At 68.7% G+C, this 13,572-nt stretch carries 16 protein-coding genes; 5 read left to right on the top strand and 11 right to left on the bottom strand.

Annotated elements, in window-relative coordinates:
• Nucleotides 1-34 precede the first annotated feature (34 nt).
• Nucleotides 35-1,012, bottom strand: a complete 978-nt coding sequence (locus ACT53O_RS14085) for a Gfo/Idh/MocA family protein (RefSeq protein WP_476153074.1) — start codon at nucleotides 1,010-1,012, stop codon at nucleotides 35-37.
• A gap of 221 nt (nucleotides 1,013-1,233) precedes the next feature.
• Here ACT53O_RS14085 and ACT53O_RS14080 point away from each other — a divergent pair, with 221 nt between their 5' ends.
• Nucleotides 1,234-2,541 (top strand): O-acetylhomoserine aminocarboxypropyltransferase/cysteine synthase family protein, encoded by a 1,308-nt coding sequence (locus ACT53O_RS14080; protein ID WP_476153072.1) that lies wholly within the window; start codon nucleotides 1,234-1,236, stop codon nucleotides 2,539-2,541.
• 77 nt (nucleotides 2,542-2,618) lie between these two features.
• Nucleotides 2,619-3,218 (top strand): flavin reductase family protein, encoded by a 600-nt coding sequence (locus tag ACT53O_RS14075; protein WP_347417764.1) that lies wholly within the window; start codon nucleotides 2,619-2,621, stop codon nucleotides 3,216-3,218.
• Between the two features lie 34 nt (nucleotides 3,219-3,252).
• On the opposite strand, the gene ACT53O_RS14070 is transcribed toward ACT53O_RS14075, so the two are convergent.
• The 6 genes from ACT53O_RS14070 to ACT53O_RS14045 all read right to left on the bottom strand — a co-directional run bounded on the left by ACT53O_RS14070 (nucleotide 3,253) and on the right by ACT53O_RS14045 (nucleotide 9,600).
• Nucleotides 3,253-4,248, bottom strand: a complete 996-nt coding sequence (locus tag ACT53O_RS14070; RefSeq protein ID WP_476153070.1) for a class I mannose-6-phosphate isomerase — start codon at nucleotides 4,246-4,248, stop codon at nucleotides 3,253-3,255.
• 11 nt (nucleotides 4,249-4,259) lie between these two features.
• Nucleotides 4,260-5,462 (bottom strand): ADP-dependent glucokinase/phosphofructokinase, encoded by a 1,203-nt coding sequence (locus ACT53O_RS14065; RefSeq protein WP_476153068.1) that lies wholly within the window; start codon nucleotides 5,460-5,462, stop codon nucleotides 4,260-4,262.
• 28 nt (nucleotides 5,463-5,490) lie between these two features.
• A complete protein-coding gene (locus ACT53O_RS14060; protein WP_476153066.1) occupies nucleotides 5,491-6,357 on the bottom strand; it encodes a ketose-bisphosphate aldolase in 867 nt (288 codons plus the stop codon).
• Between the two features lie 55 nt (nucleotides 6,358-6,412).
• Nucleotides 6,413-7,258, bottom strand: coding sequence for a carbohydrate ABC transporter permease (locus tag ACT53O_RS14055; protein WP_135948989.1), 846 nt, complete (start codon nucleotides 7,256-7,258; stop codon nucleotides 6,413-6,415).
• A gap of 1 nt (nucleotide 7,259) precedes the next feature.
• Complete coding sequence (locus ACT53O_RS14050; protein ID WP_135948988.1) at nucleotides 7,260-8,189, bottom strand: carbohydrate ABC transporter permease; 930 nt, start codon at nucleotides 8,187-8,189, stop codon at nucleotides 7,260-7,262.
• A 109-nt stretch (nucleotides 8,190-8,298) separates the two neighbouring features.
• Complete coding sequence (locus ACT53O_RS14045; protein WP_294979864.1) at nucleotides 8,299-9,600, bottom strand: ABC transporter substrate-binding protein; 1,302 nt, start codon at nucleotides 9,598-9,600, stop codon at nucleotides 8,299-8,301.
• Nucleotides 9,601-9,779: 179 nt separating this feature from the next.
• On the opposite strand from ACT53O_RS14045, the gene ACT53O_RS14040 reads away from it, so the two are divergent.
• On the top strand, nucleotides 9,780-10,583 hold the full coding sequence (locus tag ACT53O_RS14040) for a DeoR/GlpR family DNA-binding transcription regulator (RefSeq protein WP_112931847.1): 804 nt from the start codon (nucleotides 9,780-9,782) through the stop codon (nucleotides 10,581-10,583).
• 28 nt (nucleotides 10,584-10,611) lie between these two features.
• Complete coding sequence (locus tag ACT53O_RS14035; protein WP_036316385.1) at nucleotides 10,612-10,968, top strand: DUF7882 family protein; 357 nt, start codon at nucleotides 10,612-10,614, stop codon at nucleotides 10,966-10,968.
• 5 nt (nucleotides 10,969-10,973) lie between these two features.
• On the opposite strand, the gene ACT53O_RS14030 is transcribed toward ACT53O_RS14035, so the two are convergent.
• From ACT53O_RS14030 to ACT53O_RS14020, 3 genes are all read right to left on the bottom strand, one after another.
• On the bottom strand, nucleotides 10,974-11,270 hold the full coding sequence (locus ACT53O_RS14030) for a hypothetical protein (RefSeq protein ID WP_244295603.1): 297 nt from the start codon (nucleotides 11,268-11,270) through the stop codon (nucleotides 10,974-10,976).
• A gap of 93 nt (nucleotides 11,271-11,363) precedes the next feature.
• On the bottom strand, nucleotides 11,364-11,690 hold the full coding sequence (locus tag ACT53O_RS14025) for a DUF7882 family protein (RefSeq protein WP_005049636.1): 327 nt from the start codon (nucleotides 11,688-11,690) through the stop codon (nucleotides 11,364-11,366).
• Between the two features lie 4 nt (nucleotides 11,691-11,694).
• Nucleotides 11,695-12,003 (bottom strand): hypothetical protein, encoded by a 309-nt coding sequence (locus tag ACT53O_RS14020; protein WP_051039455.1) that lies wholly within the window; start codon nucleotides 12,001-12,003, stop codon nucleotides 11,695-11,697.
• Between the two features lie 146 nt (nucleotides 12,004-12,149).
• On the opposite strand from ACT53O_RS14020, the gene ACT53O_RS14015 reads away from it, so the two are divergent.
• Nucleotides 12,150-12,305 carry a hypothetical protein gene (locus ACT53O_RS14015; protein WP_016464229.1) on the top strand — a complete coding sequence of 52 codons (156 nt, stop codon included), beginning with the start codon at nucleotides 12,150-12,152 and terminating at the stop codon, nucleotides 12,303-12,305.
• Nucleotides 12,306-12,334: 29 nt separating this feature from the next.
• Here ACT53O_RS14015 and ACT53O_RS14010 read toward each other — a convergent pair whose 3' ends face one another.
• Nucleotides 12,335-13,441 carry a fatty acid desaturase family protein gene (locus tag ACT53O_RS14010; RefSeq protein ID WP_476153063.1) on the bottom strand — a complete coding sequence of 369 codons (1,107 nt, stop codon included), beginning with the start codon at nucleotides 13,439-13,441 and terminating at the stop codon, nucleotides 12,335-12,337.
• Nucleotides 13,442-13,572: the final 131 nt, after the last annotated feature.

Genomic DNA, 13,572 nt, shown 5'->3' with positions numbered 1-13,572 from the left:
ACTCCGCAGCGGCGAGCGCACAGCACGAGCCGGGTCAGCCGAGCGCGGCCCGCCACTCCTCGAGCAGGCGCGCGGTCGCGCGGGTCTGCGCCCACGGCATCTCGGGCGCCTCGGTGCGGCCGTCCCGCAGCGCCAGGATCGTCGCGTCGGCCTCGGCGGCCATCGGGCTGATCGTGTCCGTATGGATGCGCTCGATCGTGCCGTCGGGGCGGCGCAGCACCGCGTCGGCGGTCGAGACCACACGGCTGCCCCAGACGTTCTCGATCTCGAGCACGCCCTCCGTTCCGTGCACCACCGCGCGACGGGGCAGATCGGCGGTGATGGCGGTCGCGATCCGCGCCTCGAACCCGCCGAACGCGATCGTCGCCCGCGCCTGCTCGTCAACGGCGCCCACGACACCGTCGGCGTCCACGATCACGGGCGGGTGGGCGATGCCCGCCCACGCGGCCAGCCCCACGACGAGGGATGCCGGGTAGCACCCGACATCGAGGATCGCACCGCCGGCGGTCGCCGGGTCGAACAGACGCCCGTCATGAGCGTCGGCGGCGAACCCGAGCGTGGAGTCCACCGACCGCAGCTCGCCGATCGCACCGGAGGAGACGAGCCGGCGCAGCTGCTCTGCGAACGGACCGAAGCGGTACTTGAACGCCTCCACGAGCGGCAGCCCGGCCCGCGCCGCATGGTCGAGCACGGCCTCGGTCTCGGCCGTCGAGATCCCGAGGGGCTTTTCGCAGAGCACCGCCTTGCCCGCATCGAGGGCGGCGTGCGCGAGCTCGGCGTGCGTCGTGTGGACGGTGCCGATGTAGACGGCATCCACGTCCTCGCGCGCCAGCACCTCGTGGTAGGTACCGGCCACCGGCGCGCCGTGGCGGTCGGCGAACTCACGCGCCCGGATGCCGTCGCGCGCTCCCACCGCGTGCAGAACCCCGTGTTCCGCGTGCGGCAGCGCCGCGAGGAAGTCGCCCGTGATGACACCGGCGCCCAGAACCGCCCAGCGTGCTTTCTCGCTCATGGCTCCACGCTAGCGGCGAGGGCGCTCGCGCTTGCCCCTCCCTCTCCCTGTCGCCCTCTCCCCCCTCCGCCGGGTGCGCACGGATGCGGATGCCGGCAACGGATGCGGATGCGAGGCGCCACATGATCCGAATCCGTTGCCGATCTCCGAATCCGCGTGTGCGGAACGGAGCGCGAAGTGTTACGGCCGATCCGTCACATTCGCCCTGTCCGCCCTAATCTGTGCTGGTGAGCACGCAGCCCGACAGCGACGACTACGGCTTCGACACCCGCCAGGTGCACGCCGGTGAGGTCGACGACCGCAACCACGGCGCACGCATCACCCCCATCTACCTCACGGCCGCCTACCGCTTCGACTCGTTCGCGCAGGCCGAGGACCGCTTCACGGGAGCGGAGACGGGTCAGCTGTACTCCCGCAACCTCAATCCGACGCACGAGGTCGCCGAGCGCCGCATCGCCTCGCTCGAAGGCGGGATGGGAGCGATCGTCGTGGGCTCCGGACAGGCGGCGATCACGGCGCTGCTGCTGGGGCTCGCCGGCGCCGGCGAGCGTCTCGTGTCGACCGCGAGCATCTACAGCGGCACGCGCATCCTCTTCGATCGCACCTTCGCCCGTCTGGGCGTGTCGACCGACTACGTCCGCGATCCTGCGGACGAAGACGAGTGGGAGCGTCTGATCACGCCGCAGACGAAGGCCATCTTCGTCGAGACGATCCCCAGTCCGAAGAACGACCTCGTCGATGTCGCCGCGGTCGCCCGCATCGCGCGGCGGCACACGATCCCCCTGATCGTGGACAACACCGTCGCGACCCCGTACCTCATCCGCCCGCTCGAGCACGGCGCCGATGTCGTCGTGCACTCCTCGACGAAGTTCCTCACCGGTCACGGCGCCGCCCTGTCGGGCGTCATCGTCGACGGCGGCCGCTTCGACTGGGCCGGCTCGTCGCGCGACTATCCGGGGCTGACCGCACCTGCCGCCCCCGGCCGTCCCGCGCTCGTGGACAGCCACGGCGCCCGTGCGCTGGAGGCGTACCTGCGCTTCGGCATCGTCAACGATCTCGGCGCCGCCCTGTCGCCGGTCAACTCGTTCCTGCTGCAGCAGGGCATCGAGACGCTGTCGCTGCGCATGGCGAAGCACCTCGAGAACGCCGAGATCGTCGCCGCGTGGCTCGCGAGGCATCCCGCCGTGGAGAGCGTCGACTTCGCGGCTCTGCCCTCGAGCCCCTACCACCGCATCGCACAGGAGCGCTTCGGCGGCCACGCCGGATCGGTGTTCGCGTTCACCGTCCGCGGCGGGCGGCCCGCCGCCGAGCGCTTCTTCGACGGCCTGCACCTCATCAGCCGCATGACGAACATCGGCGATGTCCGCTCGATGGCGCTGCATCCGGCGACGACGACGCACGTGTCGTTCCCGCCCGAGGAGCGGGAGCGGCTCGGAATCGGCGACGGGCTCATCCGGCTCTCGATCGGCATCGAGACGGCATGCGACCTCATCGCCGACCTCGACCGGGCGCTGGCGGCGTCCTCCTGAGCGGAGCGCGGCCCCGGACATGTCGCCGTGTTGCGCCTGACGGAGCCCGCCTTCCTCAGTGCGTTTACCGTGGAGATATGACCTCGTCGCCCACCGCACCCATCGCCGTGCCGGTCGATGCCCCCGCGCACCACGCCACCGATCTCACTTCACCGGGTTTCTCCTCGTCGCTGTCGTCCGACGAGTTCAAGGCGCTCTTCCGCGGCCACCCGGGCGGCGTGGCGGTCATCACCGCCGATGCCGGCGACGGACCGGTCGCGCTCACGGCGACGAGCGTCGCCAGCGTCAGCGCCGAGCCGCCGCTGCTGATCTTCTCGGTGTCCGCCCTGTCGTCGTCGGCCGCCGTGCTCGCCAAGGCCGAGACCGTCGTCGTGCATCTGCTCGATGCGCATGACCTCGACCTCGCCCGCCTCGGCGCCACCAGCGGCGTCGATCGTTTCGACGGGTCGCAGCCGTGGTCGCGGCTGGTCACCGGCGAGCCGGTCTACCACGACGTGCGCGCCTGGGTGCGGTGCGCCGTCATCGAACGCATGGATGCCGGGGGCTCCACCGTGTTCGCGGCACACGCACTGCAGTCGCAGCTCGAGCGCGACGTCGCCCCGGGAGAGCCCGGCGACGCGCTGGTCTACCACAACCGCACCTGGCACCGTCTCGGCGAGCACTCCCGCATCTCCTGAGGTCGCCGACCGCCGGGGCACCGAACGCGACGGGCTACGGCGCCGGCGGTCGCGCGACCAGGAGCTCACCGCGGCCGCTGACGACCACATCGCCCTCCGCCGCAGCGACCAGCCAGGTCGTCCCCACCCGAGCGGGGGCGCCACTGATCACCACGTCGCCGTCCGTCACCACGATGACGGCGAAGCCCGCGGAGATCACGGCCGTACCCTCCACGACACGACGCTCGAGACGGAAGTACGCATCCGCCGCCGCGGGAAACACCGACCCCTCATGCCCGACCGGCGCCGGGTGGACGAGCTCGTCGATCTCGGCGGCGCTGCGCGCCCGACGGGTGACGGCGGTGAGGGCCCGGTCGAACCCGATCCCCACGTGGCCATCGGCCGCGCCGTCCAGTGCGAAGCCGCGCCACTCGAGAAGGATCGAGAGGTCCTCGGGTTGCTGCAGCTCCAGCAGGAGCACGCCCTCACCGATCGCGTGCAGCTCTCCGGGAGGCACCCACACCACGTCGCCCGGGTGCACCTCCACGCGGTGCAGCAGCGCCAGCAGCTCCTCGGTGCGCTGGCGGGCCACCATCTGCGCCAACCGGTCGAGGTCGACGTCCTCACGCAGCCCCAGGTGCACCGTTCCGCCGGAGAGGATGTACCAGGCCTCGGCCTTCCCGTGCGCGCGCCCGAGATGGGCGGCCGCAAAGGCGTCGTCGGGATGGGCGTGTACGGGCAGGCGCTGACCGGCGTCGAGGAGCTTCACGAGCAGACGCGTATCGGCACCCCACCGCTGCGCGTGCGCACCGCCCAGCCAGTGCACGGGGTCGGCGGCGACGGCATCGCGCAGCAGGATGCCGCGCCCTCCGCCGCCGTCGGGAAGCGCCGTCAGCCCCGTGAGCGCCGCACCGGACACCGTGGTCGTGGAGGCGATCCAGTCCTCCGGTTCGCGTCCGGCCGGTGGCGCTTCGCCCCGGAACGCGCACAGGCGCGCGCCGCCGCGGTAGAAGCGATCCGCGGGACGGTTCGAGGGCAGCCGGATGGGCATGACGAGGCCCGTCAGGGCGCAGACACCGCGTCGGCGACGCGCGTGACCGACAGGAATCCGCCGACGAAGCTGTCGCCGAGGCCGATGGTGGTCGGAGTCGGGGTGTCGACCACGACAGCGGCCACCCCGACGGCATCCGGTCGCGACCCCTCGACGGCCGCGACGACGCGGGCGCCGTCCGGATGCCGCGGCAGCCGTCCGGTGTCGTCGAGGTCGGACGCGTCGAACACGTCGCCGAGACGGTAGCGCGTCGCCGAGACCCGCACCGCGGCTTCGAGGGCGGAACGGTGGCGCTGCGCGCCGTCACCGACCGCGATCGACCAGAAGCGCGTATGCACGACGAGCGCCGGCACCGGGACGAGCCGGTGCGCCTCGGCCAGGGCGGCGGCGACATCCGCGGGATCGCGCAGATCGATCGTCCGGCCGACGTACTCCTGCAGCTCGTCTTCGTTCATGCCGTACACATCGATGCGCGAGATGAGGCGATCGCGGACGATCGCGGCGAATTCCCGGCGATAGAACCCGGCATCCTCGTAGTAGACCAGCGCCCCCGCCGGAAGCCGACTCATCGCGACCCCCAGCTCGTCGAGGCGCAGGGCCAGAAGCTCGGCATCCTGCATCGTGTTGAATCCCGACACGAGGAAGGCGTCGGCGTCGCGCAGGCGCTCGCCCAGTTGCGCAGCGATCGCCATCTCGCGGTTGGGTCGATCGTTGGCGACGATCACCCGATTCGCCGCGGGCGCTGCGACCTCGCCGTCGGCGAGCGCGACGACCGCCCCCGCCGGGTACTGCACGATCAGGTGCGGATCGAGGGTGTCCGCGGAGGCCGAGCACACCCAGTCGACGATCGGGGGCATGAGACGTCGCACGTTGTCGTCGATGCTCACGAGGTGCTGCGTGCTGGGGATGCCGAGATTGGCCAGCGCGATTCCCGCGCGCACCCCCGTGCCGCCGAGCGTCACCGCCGTCTCGAAACGCGCAGCGAAGGTCTCGAGCAGGTCGGAGGAGGCGGCGAACCGCTCCCCTCCGACGCCGCGTTCGAGCAGGGCGAGGATCGCGACGATGAGCGCGCGCTCGTCGTCGATGGGGCCCGGGGCCGCCAGCTCCGCCCGGCGCACGCCGTGGTGGCGGGCCAGATCGCTGATGACCGCGGCATCCCACCGGATCTCGTAGTCGACGGTGCCGCCGAGTCCGAGGACGAGTCGCGCGCTCATGGTGTCGATGATCTCCTGCCGACGTGCGTCAGTACAGGTCGGCCTTGCCGGCGGCGCCGAACAGGTCGATCTTCTGGGCGGCCGTCGCCTTGAGGGCGGCGATCGGCTCGGGCTGGATGGCGTTCGGCTCGCGCAGGCGCTCGTCGGTGCCGAGGATCTCGCGCATCCGGTTGTGGTAACTGACCTTGATGTCACTGGAGATGTTGATCTTGTTGATGCCGAGCGAGACGGCGCGGGCGAGCTCTGCGTCGGGGTTGCCCGAGCCGCCGTGGAGGACGAGAGGGATCTTCACCGCGGCCTTGATCTGCTCGAGCAGGTCGTGGCGCAACTCCGGGTTCTTGTCGGACGGGTACAGCCCGTGCGAGGTGCCGATGGCGATGGCGAGGCTGTCGACTCCGGTCTCGGCGACGAAGCGCACCGCGTCGTCGACGTTCGTGTAGATGATCTCCGCGGCCCCGGATTCGCCGTAGCTGTCGTTCGCGCCGATCGTGCCGAGCTCGCCCTCCACCTGGATGCCGACGGCGTGCGCGGCCTCGACGACCTTGCGGGTGAGTGCGACGTTCTCCTCGAACGGCAACAGCGATGCGTCGATCATGACCGACGTGAAGCCGGCCTGGATGGCCACGATCATCTGCTCGTACGTGCCGCCGTGATCCCAGTGGATCGCGACCGGTACCGACGAGCGGTGCGCGCGTTCGCGGATCGCGACGATGAGGTCGGTCGTCACGTGCGCGACCTCGTCGGGGTGGATCGCGATGATGACGGGCGCGTTCTTCTCCTCGCTGATGTCCATGACGCCGAGGAACATCGCCCAATCGCTGATGTTGAAGGCCGGGATGGCGAAGTTGTTCTGGTTGGCGATGTCGAGGATGGACTTGCCGGTGTACAGCACCACGGTGGATTCTCCTGTCGGTGGGGGTGGTGAGAGGCGTCCGTGCGGACGGGTCTGATCAGCTCTTCACCGAGCCGGCCGTCAGGCCGCTGATGAAGAAGCGCTGGAAGAAGAGGAAGAGGATGAGGACGGGGATCGAGCCGAGCACGCTCATGGCCATGATCTGGTTCCACTCGTAGGAGTGCTGGCCCATCAGCAGCTGGATGCCGATGGGGACCGTGCGCATGTCGATCGTGCGGGTCAGTGTCAGGGCGAACAGGTACTCGTTCCACGCGATCATGAACGTGTAGATGCCCACCGACACGATGCCGGGCACCGAGATGGGCACGAGCACCCGCCACAGGGCGGTCATCGAACCGGCACCGTCGACGCGGACGGCTTCGTCCAGTTCGCGCGGCAGGGTGTTGAAGTAGCCGGTCATCATGATGATCGCGTAGGGCAGCGTGAACACCATGTACGTGAGGATCAGGCCGGGATAGGTGTTGTACAGGCCGAGGCCGACCATCAGGCCGAAGTAGGGGATGAGCAGCGTGATGGGTGGCACCGCCTGCACGCTCACGATGATGACGTTGAGCACGCGCTTGCCGCGGAAATCGAACCTGCTGAACGCGTACGCCGCCTGGATGGCGACCAGCAGCGTCAGCACCGTCACGGCACCGGCGACGATGTAGCTGTTGAGGAAGAACCGCATCGTCTCGGGGTTCGTGAAGATGGCGACGTAGGCGTTCAGGGAGAACGTGTCGGTGATCAGTCGTGGCGGCAGCTCGAAGATCTCGGTGTTCGATTTGAACGAGTTCGAGAGCATCCACACCACGGGACCGGCGGCGAACACCGCCCCGAGGACGAGGCCGATCACGATGCCGACGCGCGCGGTGCGCCGACGTGTCTGTACGGACATGGCCATGTCAATCCCTCGCCTTCTGGTGCCGCACGTAGAACACGGCGAGGACCATCGACATGAGCAAGACGAGCACGGCGGCGGTCGCCGCGAGCGAGAAGTCGTACTTCGCGAAGGCCAACTTGTAGGTGTAGGTGCTGAGCACCTCGGTCACATCGATCGGGCCTCCGCCGGTCGTCATCCAGATGAGGGCGAACTGCTGAGAAGTCCAGATGAGATCGAGCAGCAGCAGGCTGACGATGATGGGCCGAAGCTGCGGCAGGGTGACGTTCCAGAACCGCTGCACGCTGCTGGCCCCGTCGACCGTGGCGGCCTCGTAGAGGTCGCTGGGGATGCCCTGCAGGCCCGCCAGAAGGCTCACCATGAAGAACGGGTAGCCGGCCCAGATGTTGATGAACGTCACGGTGCCCAGAGCGAGCTGCGGGGAGGCGAGCCATTCGACGTTGGCATTCAGGAGGAAGTTGATCACTCCGTTGGGAGCCAGCAGCATCCGCCAGAGGACGGCGATGACGGCGACGGTGAACAGCCACGGCAGAACGTAGAGCCCTCGGAAGATCGCGCGCGGCACGGCCCCGATCAGCGTGCTGTTGAGCATGAGGGCGAAGCCGAGGCCGAGCACGAGGTGGGCGGCGACGCTGACCACGGTGAAGACGACCGTGTTGGAGGTCGCCTTCCAGAACGCGCCGTCGCCGAGCACCGTCAAGTAGTTCTGGATGCCGACGAACTGGCCGTTCTTGCTGAGGATGACGTTGCTCTGCAGCGAGTAGCCGATGACCATGACGATCGGGACGATCATCAGCACGAGCAGGAGGATCAGCGTCGGCGCGAGGAAGGCGTACGACTCGGTCGTGCGGCGCAGCTGGCGCCGGCGACGCGAGTGCGCGACGCCGGTGACGAGCACCTCGGTGTCGAGCGAGACGGGGGTTTTCAGGGTCATGAGACCGCACGGCTCCTTGCGGGGTTCCGGCCGGCGCCGGACGGGTGGGTGGGTGGGTGCCGCACCGCTGTCGCGCAGCGATGCGGCACCCGGGTGGGGGCGAGGCGGCTCAGAACGCTGCGGCCCAGGATGTCTGCGCGTTCTTGAGCGCATCGTCCATGGACTGCTGACCGTCCAGCGCCGTCTGCAGCTGCTGGCCGAGCTGGCGCATGAGGTCCTCCGCGGTCGGCAGCCCGGTGAACTCGTTCGCGGGGTAGCCCGCCTTGTAGATGTCGAACGCCTTCTTGAACAGTTCGTCGCTGCCCGAGAAGTCCGGGGTGGACTGCGTGTTACCGGGGAACGCCTTGGCCAGCGTCGACAGCTTCGAGTTGGTGTCCTTGCTCATCAGGAACGACACCAGCTTGAACGCGGCATCCTTGTGCGCGGAGTTCTCGGCGACGCCGATGCCCCACGACGCGTAGGGGATGCCGCGCTGTCCGGTGTAGCCGTCGGCGGCGGGGATCGCCGAGATCGAGAACTTGAGGTTGGGGTTCGACTGACGGATCAGGTTGATGTGCGCCAGCGAGTCGATCATCATGCCGACGCGACCGTTGGTGAACTCCTCGACCTTGTCCTGCTCCTTCATCGTGAAGGATCCGGAGGCGATGACACCGTCCTTCCACAGCCCGTCGATGTAGTTCATCGCGGAGGTCACGTCCTTGTTGGTGAGATCGGGCTTGCCGTCCTTCAGCATCGATCCGCCCGACGCCCACACCCAGGACATCACGTCGTTCTGCACGCCGTTGGGGGCTTCGAGCGAGAGCGGCAGGACCCAGCCGGAGACGTCACCGCCGAGGGCCTTGATCTTCTTCGCGGCGTCGGCGAACTCGGTGCGCGTGGACGGGGGTGCGGTGACGCCGGCCTTGGCGAGCAGGTCGTCGTTCGTGAACATCGGGTAGACGAAGTTGACGACCGGGATCATGTAGGTGCTGCCGTCGACCTTGATCTGGCTCGCCAGCTGACTCTCGTCGTAGTTGTTCTGCGTCATCAGGTCGGTGAGGTTCGCGATCACGCCCTTGGAGGCGAAGTCGTTGACCCACGCGCCGTCGAGGCCGACGACGTCGGGCATGGTGCCGGACGCGGCCCCCGCGAACAGCTGCTCCTTCGTCGACGCGTACGGGCCGCTGACGAGCTTGACCTTGATGCCCGGGTTCTCGGACTCGAACTGGTCCATCAGCGCGCGGAACTGTCCGTCGGGCAGCTCCGGCTCCCACCACTGCGCGAACTCGATCGTGACATCTCCGCCGGCGTCGCCGCTGCCGGACGGCGACGCGCTGCTGGAGCAGCCCGCCATCGCAACCAGCGTCGCCGCCGCCGCGACCGCGCCGAGAACCGTGCGGGCCGTGCTGTGACCCCGTCCCACTCTGGACATCGTTTCTCCTCTTTGAGTTTGTGCGCCCTCCGCACCACTGCGGATAAATGCGTCTTTCAGCACCATTATGCCGTCTTTTGCCGCTCGGTCAAGAGGTCTGCTCCACAAATTGCCATCTTCTGCACTCTTATGCCGGTTATGGGCGCGAAAACAGCATCCACTGTGCTAGGGATGAAGACATGGACAAAGCAGCCCCCCGTGGCCGCCGGCTTCCCGCCGGCCGCAAAGCCGACCTGGCGGCCTACGTCGCCGAACAGGGGCAGGTCACGGTGGCCGAGCTGTCGGAGCACTTCGACGTGTCGATCGACACCGTGCGCCGCGACCTCGACCAGCTCCATCGCGAGGGCGCGCTCATCCGCACCCACGGCGGCGCCGTGAGCGCCACCGACGGGGCGCTGCGCGATCGGGGTCTCGACGTGCGCCTGCGCGTGCAGGTGGAGGAGAAGGAGAAGATCGCCCGGCTCGCCGCCGAGATGGTCGACGACGGCGCGGTCGTCATGCTCAACGCCGGCACGACGACGCTCGCCGTCGCCCGCGCGCTCCGAGGACACCGCGACCTGACGATCGCGACCAACAATCTGAGGATCCCGGCGGAGATCGCCCCGTCGGCGTTTCGCGACCTCTACGTCTTCGGCGGCGCCGTCCGGACGATCACACAGGCCACCACCGGCCCCGTCACCTTCGCGATGGCGGCCGGTGGCCGTGAACTCGACATCCGCTGCGACCTCGCGCTCGTCGCCGTCGGCGCCGTCGACGAGTCCGGCTACTCGACGAGCAACCTCGGCGACGCGACGATGATGGCGGAGATGATCGACCGCGCTGACCGCACGGCGGTGCTCGCCGACTCCTCCAAGCTCGGCCGCCGACTCTTCGCCCAGGTCGCTCCCCTCGAGGGCGTCGACTACCTCATCACCGATGCGGCGCCGCCGCCTCCCCTGACGAGCGCGCTCCTGCAGGCCGGCGTGAGCCTGATCACTCCCTGATCGCTGTCCCGCGGCCTACAATCGCATCGTGGGCACGATCTATTACGGGGGCTCGGCGACTCCGATCCATATCGAGGACAGAGTGCTCGCCCACCTGAAGGTGGTCGTCGCCACGAAGCTCCGTCGCGGCGAGAGCTTCACCGTGTCGTGGCAGCACCCCGACGGCGAGACCCGCGGCCGCAGCACCATCTGGCTGCATCCGTCGATTCCGCTGCGCTTCGTCTTCGACGATCCGGAGCCCACGGAGCTGAACCGCGCGTGGATCGAAGAGCTGGCGCAATCCGCCAGTTCGTCCGGCGGCATCCAGCTCACCGAGGAGCAGATCGAATCGGTCGACGGCGACGCGGACAACGCGCCGCAGACGGTCGCGGTCGCCGACGACTGATCGCGTCAGAAGCCGCGTGCCGGCGGGAAGTGGGCGATCGGGATCGGTCGGCTCGCGGTGGAACGTTCCTGCTCGCAGAGGATCCGTTCGCCCCTCTCGACACACTCCTCCAGCGAGGACAGACGCGCACGCCGCGCACCGCCTCGCATCCAGACCGTCTCGAACCCGCCGTCCGTGCGCTCGATGTAGGCCACGACGAATTCGGCGTCGCGTGCGCTCACGCGGCGATCACACAACCGCCAGGCGTCCTCATCGATGGGGAGCAGTTCGAGGTGGCCGCCGACATGCGCTGTCTGCGTCATCGTCGTCACCGCCTTCTCCCCCACTCTCCGGGACGCTCGGCGGCGAGGCGAGGGGATTGACAGGTCCCCGCGCCCGTGCGACGCGCGAGGCCGTCAGCCGGTCAAGACCTCACCGGAGTAGGGGCCCTCGGGCTCGGGGACGATCTGCAACCCCGCCGTCGAGTTCGCGGCGTGTGTCAGCGCCTCCAGCCACGCCCGGTTCAGGGCGGGCTGACGGCTGCCGTGGTACGAGTAGACGATCGATGCGTGCGGGTGCAGCCAGATGGCCGTGCGCCCGTCACCGAGGCTCGTGTCGTTGCGCCACGTGAAGGTGAATGTCTCGCCGCGGCGGAGTTTCTGACTGATGACGACCTGCAGGTGCGCGAGCACGCGATCGTCGAACTCCGCTTTGACGCTGCCGTCGTAACTGAACCGTCCCACTGCTCTACAGTAACGCGCGCCCCGATCGACTCGAGCCGCTAGCGAGCGCCGCCGTGCGCCGGGAGATCTCCGCGCACGCGCGGTCGGCCCCCAGGATGTCGGAGGCAAGCGAGGTCGTCGCATCCAAGACGGCGACGGGGATGCCGCTGCCGAGGAGCATCCGGCAGACGCTGAGGGCGCCGTCGTCGATGCTGGGGAACTCCACGATGTCGGTGGAGCCCGCCTGATTCAGGCGCTGCGCGTACGTCAGGACCGCATCCGCGACGTCATCGGTCGTGAGGATGCGATGCCCCTCAATCAGGATGTCTTTCACGCTTCGACCTCGCCGGGGATCATCAGTACGTCGGATGGTGATCCTCAGTACAGCCGAAGCGGCCGGTCGCGACGAGGGGCTTGACAGCCTCCCGCGGCGATGTCAAGCCCCCGCGCCCGGGCGAGCGACACGGGCACACTGGAACCATGGCACTCGCACTCATCCTTCTCATCGTCGGCATCGTCCTGATCCTCCTCGGCGTCTTCGTCGAAGCGGCGAAGTTCCTGCTGTGGATCGGACTGGTGATCCTGCTGATCGCGATCATCGCGTGGCTCATGCGCGTCGTGAAGCGCAACGCCTGACGCGACCGCAGCCGGCACCGCCGGGGGCGTCAGGCGCGGCGGTAGCCGGCGACCATCGGGCAGTCGAACGGGTCGCGTGCCGCGAGGCCGACACGGTTGAGGTAGTCGATGACGACGGCGTACGAGCGCCAGACGCTCGTCTCCGTGTAGGGGATGCCGGCGCTCTTGCAGTAGTCGCGGACGACGGCGCGTGCGCGCGAGAGGTGCGGGCGCGCCATGCTCGGGAAGAGGTGGTGCTCGACCTGGTGGTTGAGCCCGCCGAACATCCAGGTCGCCCACCAGCCGCCCGTGATGTTGCGAGACGTGCGGACCTGCTTGGTGAAGAAGTCGAGCCGGGCGTTCGCGTCGACGATCGGCATTCCCTTGTGGTTCGGCGCGAACGACGCACCCATGTAGACGCCGAACACGGCGAGCTGCACGCCGAGGAACGCGAAGGCCATGCCGAGCGGCAACAGGAGGAAGACGGGGACGACGACCACGGCGAGGCGCGTCGTGATGAGCGCCAGCTCCAGCCCGCGCTTCTTCACCGGCTGGCGGGACAGCAGGTGACGGATGCCGTGCGCGTGCAGATTCAGCCCCTCCAGCGTCAGCAGAGGGAAGAAGAACCACCCCTGGTGCAGCGTGATGACGCGGCGGATTCCCCGTGCCTGAACGGCATCCTCGACGAGGAACGAGATCGTGTCGACCTCGATGTCGGGGTCTTTGCCGACCCGGTTGGGGTTCGCGTGGTGGCGCGAGTGCTTGGAGTCCCACCACGAGTAGCTGATGCCGACGACGCCGGCGGCGAGGATGCGTGCGAGGCGGTCGTTGGCGGGTCCCGTCGAGAGGATCTGGCGGTGGGCCGCCTCGTGGGCGAGGAACGCGACCTGAGTGAGGACGATCCCGAGCGCCGCTGCGATCAGCAGTTGGAACCAGCTCTGGCCGAGGAGCACGAAGCCGGCGACACACCCGGCGAGGCAGAGGGCCAGCGCCGAACCGACGAGCGCGTAGAAGACCGGCGCGCGCCGCAGAAGCCCGAGCTCCTTCACTACCTGGGACACCTGAGTGTACGAACAGGCGACCGAGGGGAACGTCTCGGACGTCGCGTAGGTCTGTCTGATCGGTCCGAGGGTGGAGGTGGGGGCGAGTGTGGTCATGACCGACTCCGTTGATCGGCGTCCATCGTGAGCAACGATGTCCGTTGGGCGAAGCCAAAGGCGGGTGCCGATCGCTGGTGCCGACACTACGCTTAGGTCTATACGGCTCCGGGCATACGGCCCGGACTGCG

Source organism: Microbacterium sp. DMC48, from assembly GCF_056313825.1.
The sequence above is the reverse complement of the archived record's forward strand: the minus strand, read 5'-3'. Positions and strand labels throughout refer to the sequence as shown.

Bases quoted from the DNA above. Each gene is read 5' to 3' on its own strand.
- ACT53O_RS14040 (WP_112931847.1), top strand. From the start codon at position 9,780: ATGGACAAAGCAGCCCCCCGTGGCCGCCGGCTTCCCGCCGGCCGCAAA.
- ACT53O_RS14045 (WP_294979864.1), bottom strand. From the start codon at position 9,600: ATGTCCAGAGTGGGACGGGGTCACAGCACGGCCCGCACGGTTCTCGGC.
- ACT53O_RS14050 (WP_135948988.1), bottom strand. From the start codon at position 8,189: ATGACCCTGAAAACCCCCGTCTCGCTCGACACCGAGGTGCTCGTCACC.
- ACT53O_RS14030 (WP_244295603.1), bottom strand. From the start codon at position 11,270: ATGACGCAGACAGCGCATGTCGGCGGCCACCTCGAACTGCTCCCCATC.
- ACT53O_RS14015 (WP_016464229.1), top strand. From the start codon at position 12,150: ATGGCACTCGCACTCATCCTTCTCATCGTCGGCATCGTCCTGATCCTC.
- ACT53O_RS14075 (WP_347417764.1), top strand. From the start codon at position 2,619: ATGACCTCGTCGCCCACCGCACCCATCGCCGTGCCGGTCGATGCCCCC.
- ACT53O_RS14010 (WP_476153063.1), bottom strand. From the start codon at position 13,441: ATGACCACACTCGCCCCCACCTCCACCCTCGGACCGATCAGACAGACC.
- ACT53O_RS14065 (WP_476153068.1), bottom strand. From the start codon at position 5,462: ATGAGCGCGCGACTCGTCCTCGGACTCGGCGGCACCGTCGACTACGAG.
- ACT53O_RS14085 (WP_476153074.1), bottom strand. From the start codon at position 1,012: ATGAGCGAGAAAGCACGCTGGGCGGTTCTGGGCGCCGGTGTCATCACG.
- ACT53O_RS14070 (WP_476153070.1), bottom strand. From the start codon at position 4,248: ATGCCCATCCGGCTGCCCTCGAACCGTCCCGCGGATCGCTTCTACCGC.
- ACT53O_RS14055 (WP_135948989.1), bottom strand. From the start codon at position 7,258: ATGGCCATGTCCGTACAGACACGTCGGCGCACCGCGCGCGTCGGCATC.